31 protein-coding genes and 2 tRNA genes are annotated in these 13,908 nt (G+C 71.6%); 32 read left to right on the top strand and 1 reads right to left on the bottom strand.

All coding sequences use genetic code 11. The features are described from left to right. Nucleotides 1-24 precede the first annotated feature (24 nt). The 7 genes from E6W39_RS24390 (at nt 25) to E6W39_RS39660 (ending at nt 3,692) form a co-directional block, all read left to right on the top strand. Nucleotides 25-321 (top strand): hypothetical protein, encoded by a 297-nt coding sequence (locus E6W39_RS24390; RefSeq protein WP_141635347.1) that lies wholly within the window; start codon nt 25-27, stop codon nt 319-321. Between the two features lie 3 nt (nt 322-324). Then, nucleotides 325-975, top strand: coding sequence for a hypothetical protein (locus E6W39_RS24385; protein WP_141635346.1), 651 nt, complete (start codon nt 325-327; stop codon nt 973-975). A gap of 3 nt (nt 976-978) precedes the next feature. Continuing rightward, on the top strand, nt 979-2,130 hold the full coding sequence (locus tag E6W39_RS39665; RefSeq protein ID WP_181799431.1) for a hypothetical protein: 1,152 nt from the start codon (nt 979-981) through the stop codon (nt 2,128-2,130). A gap of 54 nt (nt 2,131-2,184) precedes the next feature. Beyond that, a complete protein-coding gene (locus tag E6W39_RS24375; RefSeq protein ID WP_141635345.1) occupies nt 2,185-2,439 on the top strand; it encodes a hypothetical protein in 255 nt (84 codons plus the stop codon). 44 nt (nt 2,440-2,483) lie between these two features. Continuing rightward, complete coding sequence (locus E6W39_RS24370; RefSeq protein WP_141635344.1) at nt 2,484-3,023, top strand: RNA polymerase sigma factor; 540 nt, start codon at nt 2,484-2,486, stop codon at nt 3,021-3,023. Nucleotides 3,024-3,093: 70 nt separating this feature from the next. Then, nucleotides 3,094-3,447, top strand: coding sequence for a response regulator transcription factor (locus E6W39_RS44255; RefSeq protein WP_141635343.1), 354 nt, complete (start codon nt 3,094-3,096; stop codon nt 3,445-3,447). Then, complete coding sequence (locus E6W39_RS39660; RefSeq protein WP_181799430.1) at nt 3,444-3,692, top strand: hypothetical protein; 249 nt, start codon at nt 3,444-3,446, stop codon at nt 3,690-3,692. Before E6W39_RS44255 ends, E6W39_RS39660 begins: the two co-directional genes overlap by 4 nt. Nucleotides 3,693-3,752: 60 nt before the next feature. On the opposite strand, the gene E6W39_RS24355 is transcribed toward E6W39_RS39660, so the two are convergent. Beyond that, the gene (locus E6W39_RS24355) at nt 3,753-4,250 is read right to left on the bottom strand and encodes a helix-turn-helix transcriptional regulator (RefSeq protein WP_141635342.1); all 498 of its coding nucleotides are present in this window, start codon (nt 4,248-4,250) and stop codon (nt 3,753-3,755) included. A gap of 142 nt (nt 4,251-4,392) precedes the next feature. On the opposite strand from E6W39_RS24355, the gene E6W39_RS24350 reads away from it, so the two are divergent. From E6W39_RS24350 to E6W39_RS24250, 25 genes are all read left to right on the top strand, one after another. Beyond that, nucleotides 4,393-4,722 (top strand): DUF6011 domain-containing protein, encoded by a 330-nt coding sequence (locus E6W39_RS24350; protein ID WP_141635341.1) that lies wholly within the window; start codon nt 4,393-4,395, stop codon nt 4,720-4,722. 26 nt (nt 4,723-4,748) lie between these two features. After that, entirely contained in the window at nt 4,749-4,985 is a 237-nt protein-coding gene (locus E6W39_RS24345; RefSeq protein ID WP_141635340.1) for a hypothetical protein, read from the top strand. A gap of 86 nt (nt 4,986-5,071) precedes the next feature. Then, nucleotides 5,072-5,662: a hypothetical protein gene (locus tag E6W39_RS24340; RefSeq protein WP_141635339.1), complete on the top strand. Its 591-nt coding sequence runs from the start codon at nt 5,072-5,074 to the stop codon at nt 5,660-5,662. A gap of 65 nt (nt 5,663-5,727) precedes the next feature. After that, nucleotides 5,728-5,871: a hypothetical protein gene (locus E6W39_RS39655; protein ID WP_181799429.1), complete on the top strand. Its 144-nt coding sequence runs from the start codon at nt 5,728-5,730 to the stop codon at nt 5,869-5,871. Between the two features lie 11 nt (nt 5,872-5,882). Beyond that, a complete protein-coding gene (locus tag E6W39_RS39650) occupies nt 5,883-6,056 on the top strand; it encodes a hypothetical protein (RefSeq protein WP_181799428.1) in 174 nt (57 codons plus the stop codon). 45 nt (nt 6,057-6,101) lie between these two features. After that, entirely contained in the window at nt 6,102-6,464 is a 363-nt protein-coding gene (locus tag E6W39_RS24330) for a hypothetical protein (RefSeq protein WP_141635338.1), read from the top strand. Nucleotides 6,465-6,552: 88 nt separating this feature from the next. Then, complete coding sequence (locus E6W39_RS24325) at nt 6,553-6,786, top strand: hypothetical protein (RefSeq protein ID WP_141635337.1); 234 nt, start codon at nt 6,553-6,555, stop codon at nt 6,784-6,786. A gap of 84 nt (nt 6,787-6,870) precedes the next feature. Next, on the top strand, nt 6,871-7,578 hold the full coding sequence (locus E6W39_RS24320) for a hypothetical protein (protein ID WP_141635336.1): 708 nt from the start codon (nt 6,871-6,873) through the stop codon (nt 7,576-7,578). An 18-nt stretch (nt 7,579-7,596) separates the two neighbouring features. After that, nucleotides 7,597-7,770 (top strand): hypothetical protein, encoded by a 174-nt coding sequence (locus tag E6W39_RS39645; RefSeq protein ID WP_181799427.1) that lies wholly within the window; start codon nt 7,597-7,599, stop codon nt 7,768-7,770. Continuing rightward, nucleotides 7,770-8,309 carry a hypothetical protein gene (locus tag E6W39_RS24315; RefSeq protein WP_181799426.1) on the top strand — a complete coding sequence of 180 codons (540 nt, stop codon included), beginning with the start codon at nt 7,770-7,772 and terminating at the stop codon, nt 8,307-8,309. The genes E6W39_RS39645 and E6W39_RS24315 overlap by 1 nt, the downstream gene beginning before the upstream one ends. An 8-nt stretch (nt 8,310-8,317) precedes the next feature. Beyond that, a complete protein-coding gene (locus tag E6W39_RS24310; protein WP_141635335.1) occupies nt 8,318-8,620 on the top strand; it encodes a hypothetical protein in 303 nt (100 codons plus the stop codon). Between the two features lie 10 nt (nt 8,621-8,630). Further along, complete coding sequence (locus tag E6W39_RS24305; RefSeq protein ID WP_181799425.1) at nt 8,631-8,909, top strand: hypothetical protein; 279 nt, start codon at nt 8,631-8,633, stop codon at nt 8,907-8,909. Nucleotides 8,910-9,077: 168 nt separating this feature from the next. Further along, nucleotides 9,078-9,389: a hypothetical protein gene (locus E6W39_RS24300; protein ID WP_141635333.1), complete on the top strand. Its 312-nt coding sequence runs from the start codon at nt 9,078-9,080 to the stop codon at nt 9,387-9,389. 164 nt (nt 9,390-9,553) lie between these two features. After that, nucleotides 9,554-10,375: a hypothetical protein gene (locus E6W39_RS24295; RefSeq protein WP_228718333.1), complete on the top strand. Its 822-nt coding sequence runs from the start codon at nt 9,554-9,556 to the stop codon at nt 10,373-10,375. 6 nt (nt 10,376-10,381) lie between these two features. After that, nucleotides 10,382-10,549, top strand: a complete 168-nt coding sequence (locus E6W39_RS39640; RefSeq protein ID WP_181799424.1) for a hypothetical protein — start codon at nt 10,382-10,384, stop codon at nt 10,547-10,549. A gap of 2 nt (nt 10,550-10,551) precedes the next feature. Beyond that, entirely contained in the window at nt 10,552-10,872 is a 321-nt protein-coding gene (locus tag E6W39_RS24290; RefSeq protein ID WP_141635332.1) for a hypothetical protein, read from the top strand. Next, the gene (locus E6W39_RS24285; RefSeq protein WP_141635331.1) at nt 10,869-11,417 is read left to right on the top strand and encodes a hypothetical protein; all 549 of its coding nucleotides are present in this window, start codon (nt 10,869-10,871) and stop codon (nt 11,415-11,417) included. The genes E6W39_RS24290 and E6W39_RS24285 overlap by 4 nt, the downstream gene beginning before the upstream one ends. Before the next feature lie 178 nt (nt 11,418-11,595). After that, on the top strand, nt 11,596-11,991 hold the full coding sequence (locus tag E6W39_RS24280) for a hypothetical protein (RefSeq protein ID WP_141635330.1): 396 nt from the start codon (nt 11,596-11,598) through the stop codon (nt 11,989-11,991). Between the two features lie 156 nt (nt 11,992-12,147). Beyond that, entirely contained in the window at nt 12,148-12,297 is a 150-nt protein-coding gene (locus E6W39_RS39635) for a hypothetical protein (RefSeq protein WP_181799423.1), read from the top strand. 40 nt (nt 12,298-12,337) lie between these two features. Next, nucleotides 12,338-12,667 (top strand): hypothetical protein, encoded by a 330-nt coding sequence (locus E6W39_RS24275; protein WP_141635329.1) that lies wholly within the window; start codon nt 12,338-12,340, stop codon nt 12,665-12,667. Next, a complete protein-coding gene (locus tag E6W39_RS24270) occupies nt 12,664-12,867 on the top strand; it encodes a hypothetical protein (RefSeq protein ID WP_141635328.1) in 204 nt (67 codons plus the stop codon). The genes E6W39_RS24275 and E6W39_RS24270 overlap by 4 nt, the downstream gene beginning before the upstream one ends. Nucleotides 12,868-12,971: 104 nt before the next feature. After that, a tRNA-Gln gene (locus E6W39_RS24265) sits at nt 12,972-13,042 on the top strand. Between the two features lie 96 nt (nt 13,043-13,138). Then, nucleotides 13,139-13,214 (top strand) — tRNA-Met (locus E6W39_RS24260). A 169-nt stretch (nt 13,215-13,383) separates the two neighbouring features. Beyond that, nucleotides 13,384-13,692, top strand: coding sequence for a hypothetical protein (locus E6W39_RS24255; RefSeq protein ID WP_141635327.1), 309 nt, complete (start codon nt 13,384-13,386; stop codon nt 13,690-13,692). Then, nucleotides 13,692-13,904, top strand: coding sequence for a hypothetical protein (locus E6W39_RS24250; protein WP_141635326.1), 213 nt, complete (start codon nt 13,692-13,694; stop codon nt 13,902-13,904). Before E6W39_RS24255 ends, E6W39_RS24250 begins: the two co-directional genes overlap by 1 nt. The last annotated feature ends 4 nt before the right edge of the window (nt 13,905-13,908 follow it).

The raw sequence follows: 13,908 nt of genomic DNA, 5'->3' as shown, positions 1-13,908 counted from the left end.
GCCACACACCCCTGGAGCGATCCCATGACCGAACAGCCGCTCGACATCGACGCCCCCGAGCTGCCCCGCACGACCGACGTGGGCCGCGGCTACCTTGCTCGGTTCGCCGCCGCGCAGGACGCCGGCAAGCCGATCCACGTCTACCGCGACCCCGCCAAGCCCGGCTCGGGTGTCTCCCGGCCCGCGTTGGAGCGTCTGCGCGGCAACGGCCAGCCCGATGACGCCCTGGTCGAGCTCGGCGACTACGTGCCGCTCCGCGGCCGGCCGGTGCTGCTCACCGACCTCGGCCGCGCCGTCCTCGCCGCCCACGCGGAGGCCTGACCGATGACCATCGACCCGATCGCCGACGCCGCCGCCCGGTTCGCCCGCGACACCGCCAAACACCAGCTGACCGTGCTCCACGAGGACGGCCTGTACCGGCACCTGCGGTTCGCGAACCCGCAGTACGGCGGCCTCTACCGCTACGACCTGATCACCTGGCCCAACGGGATGACCATCCGCGGCGACGGCCCTACCTTCGTCTTCTCGACCCACCCGCTCGCCGACCTGTTCAGCATGTTCCGCGGCACCAGCCGCGACGGCATCAACCCCGGCTACTGGCAGGAGAAGGTCAACGCCGGGCAGGTCAAGGCCTGGTCGGAGGCCAAGTTCCGGGAGTGGCTGACCGTCACCGCCAAGGCCAGCGAGGAGCGCCACCCGGGCCTCGTTGCCGCCGTCACCGAGCAGATCCTCGACAGCGACGAGCACAGCCTCGAATACGAGGACGGGGCCCGTACCGCGGTCGCCTGGTTTGACCACGACGACTACGACCTGGGGTTCCCCGCCAAGTGGGAGACGGACTTCGACGACTGGTCGTGGGAGTACCTGTGGGCCTGCCACGCGATCGTGTGGGGTATCGCCGCGTACGACCGGGCCAGCGCACAGCAGCCGGCGCCCGAGCTGGTGGCCGCCGCCACTGCGTCCGGGGAGGCCTGACCGATGACCACCCAGCTGCCCACCGGCGAGCAGCTCGCCGCCATCCTGGCCCGCCACGGCACGGCAACCAGCGGAACCTGGTACCTGCAGCCCAACTACGGGCCGCACTTCGTCGCCGCCGAACACCACGGCTACGAGCACGGCATCGGCACGCTCGACTTCGGCGAGGGCGACCAGGCCGACGCCGACCGCGAGTTCGTGCTCAACGCGCACGAGGACGTGGCCGCGTTGCTCGCCGAGGTCGACCGGCTCCGCGCCGAGCGGGCCCGCTACCGCGCCGCCTGGCACTCCGCCCGCCGCCGCGCCGGTGAGAACCGGCTCGCGGGCCAGCGTTTTACCGGCGGTGCCATCCGCGACGCCCTCGTCCGCGCCGGCTACATCACCCGCCGAGACACCGTCGTTGACGCCGTCCGGAAGATCAACGAGGCGCCCCGCCCCTGGTACGTGCGCTGGCTCGTCGACCGGCTCCAGTACGCCGCCCGCGCGCATGCCAGCACCGTTCTGCAGGCCCAGCAACAGGCCAGCCGCGCCGACCAGCTCGTCGCCGAACTCGGCGGCCGCGACGAAGCCGCCCGCGAGCGGTGGATCCAGAAGCAGGAACAGCAACTCGGCCTCAAGTACGCCGACTTCCGCACCGGCCGCTGGGAGATGGACCTCGCCATGGGCCGCGAGATGGCCGCCGCCTACGTCGCCATGGCCAAGACCCTGCTCGGCGACGCCCCGAACTACACGGAGACGCGGCTGGAGTTCGACGTCAAGATCGCCGAGCAGCCCGAGCTCTACACCCTCGTCGTCCAACGGCACGCGCCCGGCGCACTCACCCCGCACGAAGCGCGACAGCGCGCCGAGTCCGAGCGGGACGGCGCCTACCGCGAACGCGCCCAACTCCTCGCCTGGCTCGCCTCGCTGTACCCCGCCGTCCTCGCACCCGCCCCCGACGTCGACGAACCCGGCTGGCAGATCCTCTACCTCACCGCCAGCGGGCAGCAGCTGTCGTGGCACATCCACCCGCGCGACGCCGAACTCTTCGCCCACGTCCAGCAGGTACCTGCCGACGACCCACGCGCCCAGTGGGACGGCCACACCACCGAACAGAAGTACCAGCGCGTCAGCGTGCTCATCGCGGCCGCTGACGCCCCGTCGACCCGCAGCTGACGCCCGTCACCGGCCGCACACCGCAGCCGGCCAACCCCTCCAGGAGACCCAGCCATGAAGCCCCTCGCCGAAATGAGCGCCGACGAACAGCGCGAGCAGCTCCTCCAGACCGTCGCCGCGGTCGGTGCACAACTCGCCCGCCTCGCCGAAGCGCTCACCCCCGCAGTCACCGCCGCCGCGCAGCAGCTCGCCGCGCTCTACCGGGCGCTCCAGGACGCCGGACTCATCGACGCCAACGGCAACCCGACGGGGCCAGCCGACCGACCCGCCTGGCAAACCCCTTACGGGCCGCCCCAACACCGCCACTGACGCCCGTCACCACCGCCACAACACCACGAGCAGCAGGAGCAGCGATGGCCACCACCCCAGCCCTCATGACCGCCGCACAGCAGGGCGACCGCGCCGCCATCACGGAGCTCTACCGCCTGCACCAGAGTGCGGTGCACCGCTACCTGGCCCGCCGGTGCGGCGCGGACCTGGCCGACGACCTCGCCCAGGACGTGTGGGTCCGGGCCATCCGCGCGCTCCCCGGCTACCGGCCCACCGGCGCCCCGGTCGGCGCCTGGCTGCTCACCATCGCCCGCAACCTGCTCGCCGACCACGCCAAGCGGGCAGCGACCCAGCGCGAGGTGCTCACCGACGACCCCGGCCGGCACCAGCACGCCGCGGCGCCCGGGCCGGAGGACCAGGTGCTCGCCCAGCTGGACGCCGCGCCCATCCGCACCGCGGTCGCCACCCTCCCAGCCGCCCACCGGCAGACCCTCGCACTCACCTACTGGGCCGGGCTGAGCACGGCGCAGGTCGCCGCCCGCACCGGCCGCACACCCGGCGCCGTCCGAGCCATTCGCCACCGCGCCAGCGTCACCCTCCGACGCCAACTGACGGCCGCCTGACGGCCGCCTGACGCCCGTCACGACGGCCGCTGACCTGCCAACGAACGCCCACACAACTCCAGGAGCAGCGATGCCCACACCCACCCCACCCACGCCCGGGAGACTCCTCACCGCCCGAGAGATCGAGGTCGTCGCCGCCGTCGCAGCCGGCGGCACCAACGAGCAGATCGGCGACCGGCTCGGCGTCAGCTGGCAGGCCGTCAAGAGCCACCTGCGCCGAATCGGCCGCAAGCTCGGCACCGGCGACCGGGCCGGCATCGTCGGCGCAGCAATCCGCACCGGCCAGCTGACCATCGAGCCACGAGCGGAGAAGTCGCGCGTGCCAGTGATCTGCCAGTGCGCGCGCTGCCAGGACCAGTTGGAGGCCGGCGAGGGCATGGCGCACCGGCTGACCCGACTGCGGCTGCCGGAGCGTGCCGCGTGACCGCCCGCGAGGACGCGATCGACGAGGCGCTGACGAGGTGGGCGATCCGGCTGGACTTGCCGGTGACGGTGCACCAGCTCACGGCGGCGGTACTGGAGGTGGAGGCGGCGATCCGGCGGCGGGAGCCGCGCGGGCCGCGGCCGGTGGTGGGGCTCAGTCCGAAGCCACAGACCGGGCCGGACGACGCGCGCGCGATCGCCCGGCGGATCGAGGCCGGGCTCGCGGGGCCAGCCGCGGTGCCGTGAGCGGGCAGCGCGAGTGGCCGCGCGGCGTTACGGACGTCAGGCAGTTTGGCGAGGTGCTCGTCACGCCTCGTCTTGGGATGCCCGGAGTACCGCCTGCCACTGCGGCTCGGTGGTGACGCCGAGCTTCCGTCGGGCGTTGCGTCGCTGCTGCGCGACCCGCTCCCGCTGAACGCCAAACAGGGAGGCGATCTCCACGAGCTCCTTGCCGTCAGCCAGCAAGTCGATGATCGAGCGCTCACGATGCGTCAGGCGAGTGAGGTCAGGGGTGTACTCGCCGGGCATGGTTGGCTCGGTGTCCTGCCCGGCGGCGCGGGTTCGCCGTGGGTTGGCGACCGGATCGGCCGGCAGCGGATCCGCGCCAGGGCCGGCCTCGCGACGTTCGCGAACTGCAGCCGCGGTCTTCCTGGCCCACTCATGGTTGACCTCGGCGGCGGCGCCGATCTTCCGCCAGCTGAGACCGCCCAGGTCGTAGGCGTCCGCAATGGTCTCCTCCAGGGCCTGTTCGGCTCGGCGGATCGCGGCCCGCCGCTGCTTGAGCTGCTTCTCCCAGTCGGTCATGGGGCCATGGTCTCACGGTGGCTGTCTATGGGGTAGCCGACTCATCCCGCACCAGAGTGTCTATGGGGTAGACAATCGAGCGCCACTCCGGGATAGTGGAGATGTCTACAGGATAGACAGTCGAGAGCGGAGGGAGACCGCCATGCATACCCACTGCCTGAGCTGCGGCCGGGCCCTCCGCTCCGCCGCCAGCCAGGCCCGGGGTCGCGGCCGCCACTGCGCTGCCAAGCTCCGCGCCGCCGCCAAGGCGGCCGACCTGCGCGACTACAAGGCCCACCAGCTCGAAGCCGCGCGCGAGTTGATCGAGGACGCCGCGATCATCCCCATTCGCGGCCGCCGCATCTACCGCGCCGTCAGCAGCGACGGCACAGAGCTCTACACCACCGCCCGCCAGGCCTGCACCTGCCCCGCCGGCCGCGCCGGACGCGACTGCTACCACCGCGCCGCCGTCGCCATTCTCACCGCCGCCTGAACCACCACCTTCACGGAAGGCCAGCCATGACCCACCTCATGTACCGCGTCACCGCCACGGGCTCCCGAGGCTCCCGCTACGGCAGCGACTCCACCGCCCCGGACCCGCAGGCCCTCGCTGACCAACTCGCCGCCGACACCTGCACCGCCCGACCGGATCTGGCCGGCCCGCTCACCATCCACGTGTGGGCCGCCCGCGATGACGAGCATTACCGCCTGCCCACCCCCACCGACGCGCAGCGGTTCGACTACCCCGTCGTCTGATGGCCGCCCGGGCGTACGGACCCGACGCCGTGCGCCCTGCGAGGTACTCAGCCGACCAACACCCAGCCAGCCGCAAGGACTTCGCCATGACCCTGGACACCCGCATCTTCGTGCTCGACCAGATCGACCCGCAGGAGGTCTTCCAGCACTGCCGCGAACTGCTCGGCTGCACCGACAGCCACCGCTGGACCGACGAGACATGGTCCGCCAACTCCGGCCACTGGACGCTCAGCAACACGCCCGGCCAGGGCCTCCCCGCCTGGCTGATGCTGTTTTACCGGCCCGGCACCCCGCTGCGCACCTCTGAGCAAGCCGCCGAGCACGACGAGGGCATCTGCAACCTCCCCGACTGCTCGTGGTACGACGAGGAAGCCGGCGCCTGCGACGGTTCAGACCACCTGCCCGCCTGCTGGCTCACGGTCTCCTTCGACACCGCCTACGGCTACAGCGACGAACGCGGTTACGGCTGCGGTGACTTGCACGCTGAGCTGGTCGCCCGCCTCGGCCAGTGGCTCGACGCCAGGGGCATCCGCTGGTCCTGGCAGAACGAGTTCACCGGCGAGATTCACGCCAGCTACGAGCGGCTCCTTGACCTCGCCTCCGGCGGATTCGAGGCGTCGGCGTGGTTCCGCACCACGGTCCTGCCCGCGATCGAAGCGCGGACGGCCCGCCCCTGACCCCGTCGGCCGGGGCTGCCCACGGCAGCCCCGGCCGTCCCCACCGACTTACCCAGGAGCGCCCGTTGGGCGACGACACCTGCCACGGCTGCGACCGCGACGCCGACGGCCACACCGACCACAACGGCGACCCCGCCTGCACCGACTGCACCAGCACCTGGGCCGAACTCGACGACGACGCCGAATGGCGCCACCACGCATACCACTGAGGAGCACCGCCATGGACCCGCTCATCGTCCGCTGGGACCGCCTCGTCATCCACCCCCAACAGCCCGGCGAGGACACCATCGTCTGCTGCCTCACCACCGGCGGACAGCCCGTCGCACTCTGCCTCGACGACGAACTCCGCGAGGCCCTCGGCCTGATCCTCGTCGACCCCAGTCCCGAGGCCTGACGACCCGCTGACGCCCGTCACCACCCACCACCGAGGAGAACCCCCATGGGACTCGACTTCAGTCACACCGACGCACAGTGGTCGTACGGCGGCTTCCACCGCTTCCGCACCGCCATCGCCGCACACGAGGGCATCGACCTCAACCAGATGCACGGCTTCGCCCGACTCGCCGACGACACACCCAAGCTCAGCTGGGACACCGTCACCACCCCGCTCAAGCCGCTGCTCAACCACTCCGACTGCGACGGCGAACTGACCCCGGACGAATGCCGCCAGGTCGCGCCCCGGCTCCGCGAAGTCATCGACGCCGTCTGGCCGGAGGACTGCTACGACCGTCAGTCCGGCCTGGAACTGGCCGACGGCATGGAGGCTGCTGCCGCCGCTGGTGTGCCGCTCCAGTTCTGCTGACGCCCGTCATTACCAGCCGCCCGGCAACCACCGGGCGGCTTCCTACGTTCCCGCACCACGACACCCGCCCCGCCGAGAGGACGCACCCATGACACTCCAACTTGACCCCGAGACCCGCGAGTACTGCTGGATGATCACCGGCACCTGGAAACTCGCCGGCGCCGAACCCCGAACCGCCACCAAGACCGGCACCATCGACGTCATCGTCGAAGACGGCCGCCAGGAAGCCCTCGACGGCGCCATCATCGCGTTCTGCAACCTGGTCGGCGCCCAGGACGTGCAGGTGTCGTTCCTCTACCTGGAGCCGAACAGCCTCGACTGACAAGCCGGTGTAACAGATCAGCGGCTCATCAGTTGATCGTGTGGGTGTGCGACGGGCGCACACCCGCACGCCGGAGGCCGCCCCTTGCACACCCAGCACGCCCGCCACCACCTGCGCGTCGTCCGCGAGCACCTCGGCGACCTGGCCGCCGCCGTGCACTGCCCGCCCGCGCCCGTCTGGCCACCCCGGCAACTCGCCGCCCACCTGCGGGCCCTGGCCGACGAGCAGGCCCGCGCCGAACGCCTGGAGCGCACCGAACTCGCCCTGGTCGACAAGCGCGCACCCGCCAACCTGGACGCCTGGGAGGCCTGGGAGACCGTCAACGACCTGCTGTTCGACCTCGCCGACGAGATCGCCGCCGAAGTGCAGATCAGCTACGTCTCGGACGACCCCCGCCTCTGGCACTACCGCAACTCCCGTCCCCAGGGAGCGCACTGGGCCGCGGTCTACGTCGACGGCCGACTGGACGCCGAGGACACGGACGGGTTCCTCGGCATGCCGGATTGGCTGATCGCGCACGCAGCGCAGGTCGCCGAGGACTGCGCCCGCCGCACCCTCGTCACACTCGGCCTCGACCGCCGCTCCACGGCCATCCCCGGCCGCGGCTGCCCCTGGTGCTCGCAGGAGCTGACCCTGCACACCGGCCCCGACGAACCACCCACCGTCACCTGCCCCGCCGGCCCCCACTGCCAAGCCCCAGTGCCTGTCGACCCGCGCACCGGCCGCCGCGTCTGGGACTGGCGGCACCTCCCCGCACTCCTCGCCGCCCTCAACCGGCAGCACGCCGCCTGAACCCCCTGGAGCCCTCACATGCATCACCTCGTCCTCTGGATCACCGCCGCGATCGTGTTGCTCGGTGCCGTGCTCACCGTCAGCTCGGTCGGTAAGCCGCGCCAGCCGATCACCCCGGGCAGCGCCGCCATCACCGTGCTCATCGACTTCGGCCTCGTCGTGTGGCTCATCGCCACGGCTACCGGCCGGTGATGACCGTGATCGAGCCCCAGCCCCAGCTTGGCGACATCGGCCTCGTGCGGATCCGTGGCACCGTCGGCCTCCTGATCCGCCTCGGGCAGTGGCTCAACGGCGACGGCTTCAGCACCCAGGAGCACGCGTTCGTGGTCGTCGGCCCCGACGCTGATGGCCGTCAGCAACTCGTCGAAGCCCAGCCCGGCGGGGCGCGGTTGGGCCTGCTGACGGAGTACGACGACCGTCACGTGCTGTATGTCGCCCCGGCCGGCTTGACCGACTGGCAGCGCGCCCAGATCGCCGTCGCGGCGGAGGACCTGGCGGCGGCACGCACTCCGTACAGCTTCCTCGACTACCTGGCGCTCGCCGTGCACCGCTTCCGGTTGCCCGTACCCGGCCTCCGCCGGTACGTGGCCGCGACGGGCCACATGATCTGCTCGCAGCTGTGCGACCTCGCCTACCAGCGCGCCGGGGAGCAGCTGTTCGCCGACGGGCGCTGGAACGGGTACGTCACCCCCGCCGACCTCGGCCGACTGCTCGGCGGTGAGCAGCGGTGAGTCAGACCGTGCGTGTGCACCTAACGAGCGACTACTACCGTGGCGTGGAGTTCGACTCCAAGCCCGAGCGCTGGTGGGACACTGCAGCGCGGGCCCGCACCGTGGATGGCGTGTACGAGGTCCCTGCCGAGCAACTGGCCCGCTGGGAGGCTGCTCAGGAGGCCTGGGCCCGGGCCGAGCAGGAGATCGAAGAACTGATGAGCAAGCGCTCCGCCCAGCTGGCCGCCGAGCGGGTAGAGCGGCAGAAGCGCGAGGACGCGTGGCGGGCCGAAGTCCGGCGCGGTCTGTACGGGGGCAGTAGCGATGAATGATTTCCCCGACATGCTACCCAGCAGCAACCGCGCAGCCCGCGACCGCATCGAAGCCGTCGTCAACGAGCTGGACTGGCCGGACCGATGGGGACTCGGGGTGGAGCACCAGCGTCAGCGCCGGGTCCTGGCCGGCATCCTCCGCAAGGCGTTCATGCCCGAGCTGGCCCGCATGCGGGAGACCGAGGCCACCCTGGCCCGCGTCCGCCGCGTCATCCGCAGCGCCCCGGAGGCCGGCACCGTGCCGACGCGGAAGCTGCTGGACGCGCTGTACGGAGAGGAGCGCCGGTGAAGCGCCGCCGCGCACCGCACCGCCAGCCACGCGGCCCCCGGGCTACCCTGCCGCCCCGGCCTCCGCGTGCGCCGATGCCGGACGCCATCGACATCTACATGTACGGGAGCGGCTGCGAGGAGTGCGGGCGCTGGCAAGACGAGTGCATCTGTGAGGAGGAGGGCAGTGATGGCTGAGCACCCGGCGGTGGCGTTCCTGGGGCAGGCATGGGCCCAGGCTGACCGGCCCGCACCGGGGCGCCGCGAATCGGCGGCGCAGATCTACTTCAACATGGTGTACGGCCCAGCAGCGGTGCGGCATCGGATCGCGGTCGAGCGGCAGATCTTCCACGAGCACCGGCCCACGCGGACCTCTGTGAACGGCCCTTGGTCCGAACCAGGTTGCAGAACGTGCTGCAAGTCGACCGAGGAGCCGTCATTGCCCGCCCTCTGGCCGTGTCGGACGGTGCTGCTCGCCGAAGCCTGGGGCTGGGAGGCCTGACACCCGTCAACGCCCGCTGACCAGCGGCGATTTGGCATGCCGTCATACCGGTGACGGACCACCGCAAACCCTGCTATTCTGCGCAGACAACCGCAAAAAGAACGGCCCCACCGGGAGACTGGAACTCTCCTGGCAGGGCCTGACCACAGGAGATCAGACCTCCCATGGCTGTCGCACAGACTACTGCGACCAGCGGCCCGACGGTGCCCCGCCCCGTCATGACGCCCTGGTACGCCCGCACCGCCACCACCGCCGGACGCCCCGTCGTCCTCTCGATCGCCCTCGCCATGTGCGCCCCCGGCGAATACCACCTCGCCCGCCTCGCCGGCTGGTCCGACCCGTGGGCGCTCGGCATGCCGGCCTCCCTCTCCGCCTACGCCGGGATCGCCTCCGTCGTCGCCGCGACCCGACCGAAGGGCTCCCGCGCCCGGATCTCCGCCGTCGTCGGCGCCGTCGTCGCGATCATCCTGGCGCTCGCCGCACAGGTGATCGCCCACGAAATCGACCGCGGCCACATGGTCGGCAACCAGGCCTGGCTCATCGGCATCATCAGCGCGGTGCCACCAGCCGTCGTCGGGCACCTGCTCCACCTCGCCGCCACCCCGACTGGCATGGCAACGACGTCTCCCAACGGGCCGTCACGCCGCCCGGTGCCGGCCCCGACCTCCGAGCAGCTGACGCCCGTCACCGCGCCTGCGCTGCCCCCGATGCCAGCCTCGCCACCCGCCGTCCCGGCGCCCGCACCGCAGCAGGCCGCCCCCGCCCCGCAGCCCACGCTGATCGCGTACAGCGACCCGCGTTGCACGGTGATCCGCGCGCTCTACAACAACGGCACCCGACCCGGCACCGCCGCCATGCGCCAGGCACTCATTGACGCTGGCTACGGCCAGGTCAGCGACGGCCACATCCGCGGCAAGCTGCGTCCCGAGGTCGAGCGGCTGGAGCCGCACCTCGCACCGCCGCTGGCCTCGGTCGCCACCCCCTGACCCGCCATGGCCGCCCTCTTCGGGGCGATCCTTGCCGTGCTCGCGCTCGCCGCGCTCGGAGTTGTGCTGTGGCTGCTTCCCGAGCAGCACCGCCGCACCGCCATGCGCGCCGCCATCGGCCTGTGGATCGCCATTACCTGCATCGCGCTTCCCGTCCTGCTCTCCAGGAGCTGACCATGCCCCTCGATCTCGCTGCACTGCGCCCGGCGTACAACGGCACGGCCTTGGCCGCCGCTACCTTCGTCACCCCCTACTGGGCCCACGTCCTCGCCAACATCGGCGCCACCGGCGACGGCTCCGGCCCGTTCGGTGCCACCGTCATCGGCCTCGCCGCCGCCGCGGTCGCCGACTTGACCATGCGCGTCAAGGACGCAAACGGACAGGTCCACGGCCTGTGGATCCCGCGCGTCGCGCTGTTCACCGTCGCCCTCGGTCCGCTCTACAGCCCTCACACCGCCGCCCTGATGCTCAACTTCCTGGCCGGAGCCGCCTCGTGAACGTCACCATTACGCTCGGCGGGCTGCTGGTCGGCCTCGTCCTGATCCTGCGCCAGTTCCTGCCCAGCGCCTGGGTCATGCTGAAGCTCAAGGCCGGAGGTAAGGGCCGCGGCTTCGACGGCGAAGCAGCCCCAACCCGGTTCAACATCCGCGAGCACGTCCCGTTCCTGCTCGGTACGACGGTCGGCATGCTCGCAATCTCCTGCCCCGGCGGCATCATCGGCACGATCGCCGCCAAGATCGTGGGCTTCAGCAACACCGCCGGTGACAAGGTGCTCGCTGCCGGAGCGGGCGGTACGACCACCTCGGTCACCCGGCACGCAACGGCCAGCATGACCCAGTACGGCGCCCTCGTCACCGTGCTGCTCGTCGCCGCCGTGATCATCCTGCGCAAGCTCCTCGACAAGAAGATGCGCGGCCAGCTCGGAGCCGGTGTCTGGTGCGGCTCGACGCTCGGACTGTCCGCCGGCGCCGCCGGCCTGCTCGGCTCCGTCCTCATCCCCGCGGTCAACCAGCTCGGGCACATGATCGGCGGCCAGGCGTGAGGGCGGGCTGGCGGGTGCGACGCCTGGTCAACGGGTCCGCGATCGTCGGCGGCTGCGTCCGGCGCGCGCTCCTCCCGGTCGGCGATGACGGGGAGCTCCGGCTCCTGGCCACCGCGGTCCGCTGCGGTGCGGCCGGCTGGGCCGCGATCGAGTTGCTGAACTCCCCTCACCCGTCCCGGTGTGGCTAGTCGGCGGCACGTGCGTCTGGTGCGTCGCCGCTTGGCGCGCCCAGCCCGGGCCCGCGCTGGAGGAGCAGCCCGCCGACGTGCCGCCCGAGCCGGCCGAGCCTGTGCACACCGATACCGAGATCTACACCTCCGCCGTCGAACACCTCCGCGAGCTGATCGGCGACCGCAACGGCGTGCACCTCACCGAGGTGCTGGCCGACTGGCAGTCACGTGGCTGGGTCGGCCAGGTGCCGGCCGCGGAGCTCGGCCGCCAGTTGCAGCGGCGGGGCATCCCCGTCAGGGCCTCCCTGAAGGTGTCCGGTGCCGTCGGCCCAGGCGTCCACCGCGACGACCTCCCGGCCGCGGCCGAACCCCTCCCCGAGGCCACGTCCCTGGCCGTCGGGTAGAAGGTAGAGCCGCAGGTCACAGCGGCTCTACCTACCGCCCCTACCTACCTCACTACCTGTCCGAAGAGGCCCCGCAGTTGGCACTCAACTGCGGGACCTCGGCGTACCCGGCGCGGCACCAGCGGGCGGCCATCGCCGCGCGGGAGGATGCCAGCCATGGACGACTGCCCGGCCACCGCTCTGATCCTCTTTCACGACGATCTCTGCCGCGTCATCTGCAACCGGCCCGCCGGGCACGACGGCCAGCACGAGGACTTGGTGCTCGGCATGTGGGGTGACAGCATCGCGGCCGATCGGCAAGGATGACGGCAAGCGCGAGTACCCAGCCCGAGTGGACTCCGGAGGCATGATGCTGTTCCGCCGCCAGCCTGAACCTGAGCACCAGGAACCGCCCGCAGGACTGCAGTTCGGGCCGACCAAAGACGCACTCGAAGCCATCACGGACTTCATCCAGCTTCGGCTCGCCCTGATCACCCCGCCGATGTTCCCGGAGCCTGATGACACCGGTCGCGCCGTTCGCGCCCTCGGCGGCGTTGCCGCGTCTGCCCGTGTCATGGCTGAGTGCGAGATCGACCAAGGCCATGCGGCCATCCTGGAGTGGGTGATCCTCCGGGACATCGCAGCGCACTGGCGCGATCACCCCGACTACCAGCAGCAGTGGGACACCATCGCATGAGCACCTTCATCGCGCCGCGCGCCGGGCGGTCCCGTGCCGCGACTGCGCCCGTGACGGCAGCGCTTCGGGAGATCGTCGCTGGCGTGCGCACGATGTGGCGCGTCTTCGATGGGGACCCCAACCCCTCGATGACCCCCTCCGATGCGGTCGAGCGCTTCCCGGGAATCGCCTCCACTTCGAAGGGCTTGACCAAACCGTGATCTGACTGCCATAGTGGCTGCGGGTGTTCAGCGTGCCCGAAAACCGCTGACAGCCCGACGACTACCGCCCCGCCACCACCCCCCGGTGCGCGGGGCTTTGTCGTTCCCCGCTGGTGTAACGGCAGCACGCCGGGTTCTGGACCCGGTGATCGTGGTTCGAATCCACGGTGGGGAGCGGTCTCGTCAGCCACCCGGCAACGGACTGGCCCGAGATGCGGTATCCGCGAGGACCGTGACGGCCTGGCCGGCGCGCGCAACGCCAGGCCGCCAGTGGCTCGTAGCTCAGCCGGTAGAGCGGCGCTCTCATAAGGCGCCTGTCGCAGGTTCAAATCCTGCCGAGCCAACCAATCCATCGACTACGACCCCGCCGCCCCCTGGTGCGCGGGGCCGACTCATGCCCGGGCGCGGCCCGCCGGCAGGACTCCCCACCATCACCCCCGGAGCATTCCCGTGCCCGGGAGCCGCGCCCGCACCACCCTGTTTGCCACCTCCCGCCCTCAGACCATGGAGCCCACCATGTCCAAGATCGCCGACAAGCTGCACGAGCTGCTCCACGACCTGGTCGTGAAGTTCGAGACCCTCGGCCACCCGGCTGCCGCCGAGCTCCGCGCCATCCACGACCGGCTCGCCGGTGACGGGCGTCAGCTGGCCACCGAGGCCGTCACCGACACCCGTCAGCTCGCGGCCGACGCCGAGCGCGCCGCCGCCCCCGTCGTCACCGAGGCCAAGCAGGACGCCGAGCACCTCGCCACCGAAGCCGCGGCCGACGCCACCACTGCCACCGAGCCGGCCGCCGCCGTTCAGCCCCCGGCGGCCACCGCCTGATGGACGCCACCGACCGCCACCCCAGCACCCAGGCCATCGCCAAGCACTTCGCGCACGCCCACCTGCCCGAGCCCTTCCAGGCCGTCAGCAAGCCCTGCCACGACCTGGCCGAGGACATGATCCACCGGCTCCCGGACGGGCCCGAGCTGACCGCCGGCCTCCGGAAGCTCCTGGAAGCGAAGGACTGCTTCGTCCGGGCCGCGGTCGGCTGATCGA

Source organism: Kitasatospora acidiphila (genome assembly GCF_006636205.1).
GTDB classification, from domain to species: domain Bacteria; phylum Actinomycetota; class Actinomycetes; order Streptomycetales; family Streptomycetaceae; genus Kitasatospora; species Kitasatospora acidiphila.
The sequence above is the reverse complement of the archived record's forward strand: the minus strand, read 5'-3'. Positions and strand labels throughout refer to the sequence as shown.

What these genes read in the sequence shown, in the direction of transcription:
- E6W39_RS24390 (WP_141635347.1), top strand. Translation starts at nt 25, where the DNA reads ATGACCGAACAGCCGCTCGACATCGACGCCCCCGAGCTGCCCCGCACG.
- E6W39_RS24385 (WP_141635346.1), top strand. Translation starts at nt 325, where the DNA reads ATGACCATCGACCCGATCGCCGACGCCGCCGCCCGGTTCGCCCGCGAC.
- E6W39_RS39665 (WP_181799431.1), top strand. Translation starts at nt 979, where the DNA reads ATGACCACCCAGCTGCCCACCGGCGAGCAGCTCGCCGCCATCCTGGCC.
- E6W39_RS24375 (WP_141635345.1), top strand. Translation starts at nt 2,185, where the DNA reads ATGAAGCCCCTCGCCGAAATGAGCGCCGACGAACAGCGCGAGCAGCTC.
- E6W39_RS24370 (WP_141635344.1), top strand. Translation starts at nt 2,484, where the DNA reads ATGGCCACCACCCCAGCCCTCATGACCGCCGCACAGCAGGGCGACCGC.
- E6W39_RS44255 (WP_141635343.1), top strand. Translation starts at nt 3,094, where the DNA reads ATGCCCACACCCACCCCACCCACGCCCGGGAGACTCCTCACCGCCCGA.
- E6W39_RS24355 (WP_141635342.1), bottom strand. Translation starts at nt 4,250, where the DNA reads ATGACCGACTGGGAGAAGCAGCTCAAGCAGCGGCGGGCCGCGATCCGC.
- E6W39_RS24350 (WP_141635341.1), top strand. Translation starts at nt 4,393, where the DNA reads ATGCATACCCACTGCCTGAGCTGCGGCCGGGCCCTCCGCTCCGCCGCC.
- E6W39_RS24345 (WP_141635340.1), top strand. Translation starts at nt 4,749, where the DNA reads ATGACCCACCTCATGTACCGCGTCACCGCCACGGGCTCCCGAGGCTCC.
- E6W39_RS24340 (WP_141635339.1), top strand. Translation starts at nt 5,072, where the DNA reads ATGACCCTGGACACCCGCATCTTCGTGCTCGACCAGATCGACCCGCAG.
- E6W39_RS39650 (WP_181799428.1), top strand. Translation starts at nt 5,883, where the DNA reads ATGGACCCGCTCATCGTCCGCTGGGACCGCCTCGTCATCCACCCCCAA.
- E6W39_RS24330 (WP_141635338.1), top strand. Translation starts at nt 6,102, where the DNA reads ATGGGACTCGACTTCAGTCACACCGACGCACAGTGGTCGTACGGCGGC.
- E6W39_RS24325 (WP_141635337.1), top strand. Translation starts at nt 6,553, where the DNA reads ATGACACTCCAACTTGACCCCGAGACCCGCGAGTACTGCTGGATGATC.
- E6W39_RS39645 (WP_181799427.1), top strand. Translation starts at nt 7,597, where the DNA reads ATGCATCACCTCGTCCTCTGGATCACCGCCGCGATCGTGTTGCTCGGT.
- E6W39_RS24315 (WP_181799426.1), top strand. Translation starts at nt 7,770, where the DNA reads ATGACCGTGATCGAGCCCCAGCCCCAGCTTGGCGACATCGGCCTCGTG.
- E6W39_RS24305 (WP_181799425.1), top strand. Translation starts at nt 8,631, where the DNA reads ATGCTACCCAGCAGCAACCGCGCAGCCCGCGACCGCATCGAAGCCGTC.
- E6W39_RS24300 (WP_141635333.1), top strand. Translation starts at nt 9,078, where the DNA reads ATGGCTGAGCACCCGGCGGTGGCGTTCCTGGGGCAGGCATGGGCCCAG.
- E6W39_RS24295 (WP_228718333.1), top strand. Translation starts at nt 9,554, where the DNA reads ATGGCTGTCGCACAGACTACTGCGACCAGCGGCCCGACGGTGCCCCGC.
- E6W39_RS39640 (WP_181799424.1), top strand. Translation starts at nt 10,382, where the DNA reads ATGGCCGCCCTCTTCGGGGCGATCCTTGCCGTGCTCGCGCTCGCCGCG.
- E6W39_RS24290 (WP_141635332.1), top strand. Translation starts at nt 10,552, where the DNA reads ATGCCCCTCGATCTCGCTGCACTGCGCCCGGCGTACAACGGCACGGCC.
- E6W39_RS39635 (WP_181799423.1), top strand. Translation starts at nt 12,148, where the DNA reads ATGGACGACTGCCCGGCCACCGCTCTGATCCTCTTTCACGACGATCTC.
- E6W39_RS24275 (WP_141635329.1), top strand. Translation starts at nt 12,338, where the DNA reads ATGATGCTGTTCCGCCGCCAGCCTGAACCTGAGCACCAGGAACCGCCC.
- E6W39_RS24270 (WP_141635328.1), top strand. Translation starts at nt 12,664, where the DNA reads ATGAGCACCTTCATCGCGCCGCGCGCCGGGCGGTCCCGTGCCGCGACT.
- E6W39_RS24255 (WP_141635327.1), top strand. Translation starts at nt 13,384, where the DNA reads ATGTCCAAGATCGCCGACAAGCTGCACGAGCTGCTCCACGACCTGGTC.
- E6W39_RS24250 (WP_141635326.1), top strand. Translation starts at nt 13,692, where the DNA reads ATGGACGCCACCGACCGCCACCCCAGCACCCAGGCCATCGCCAAGCAC.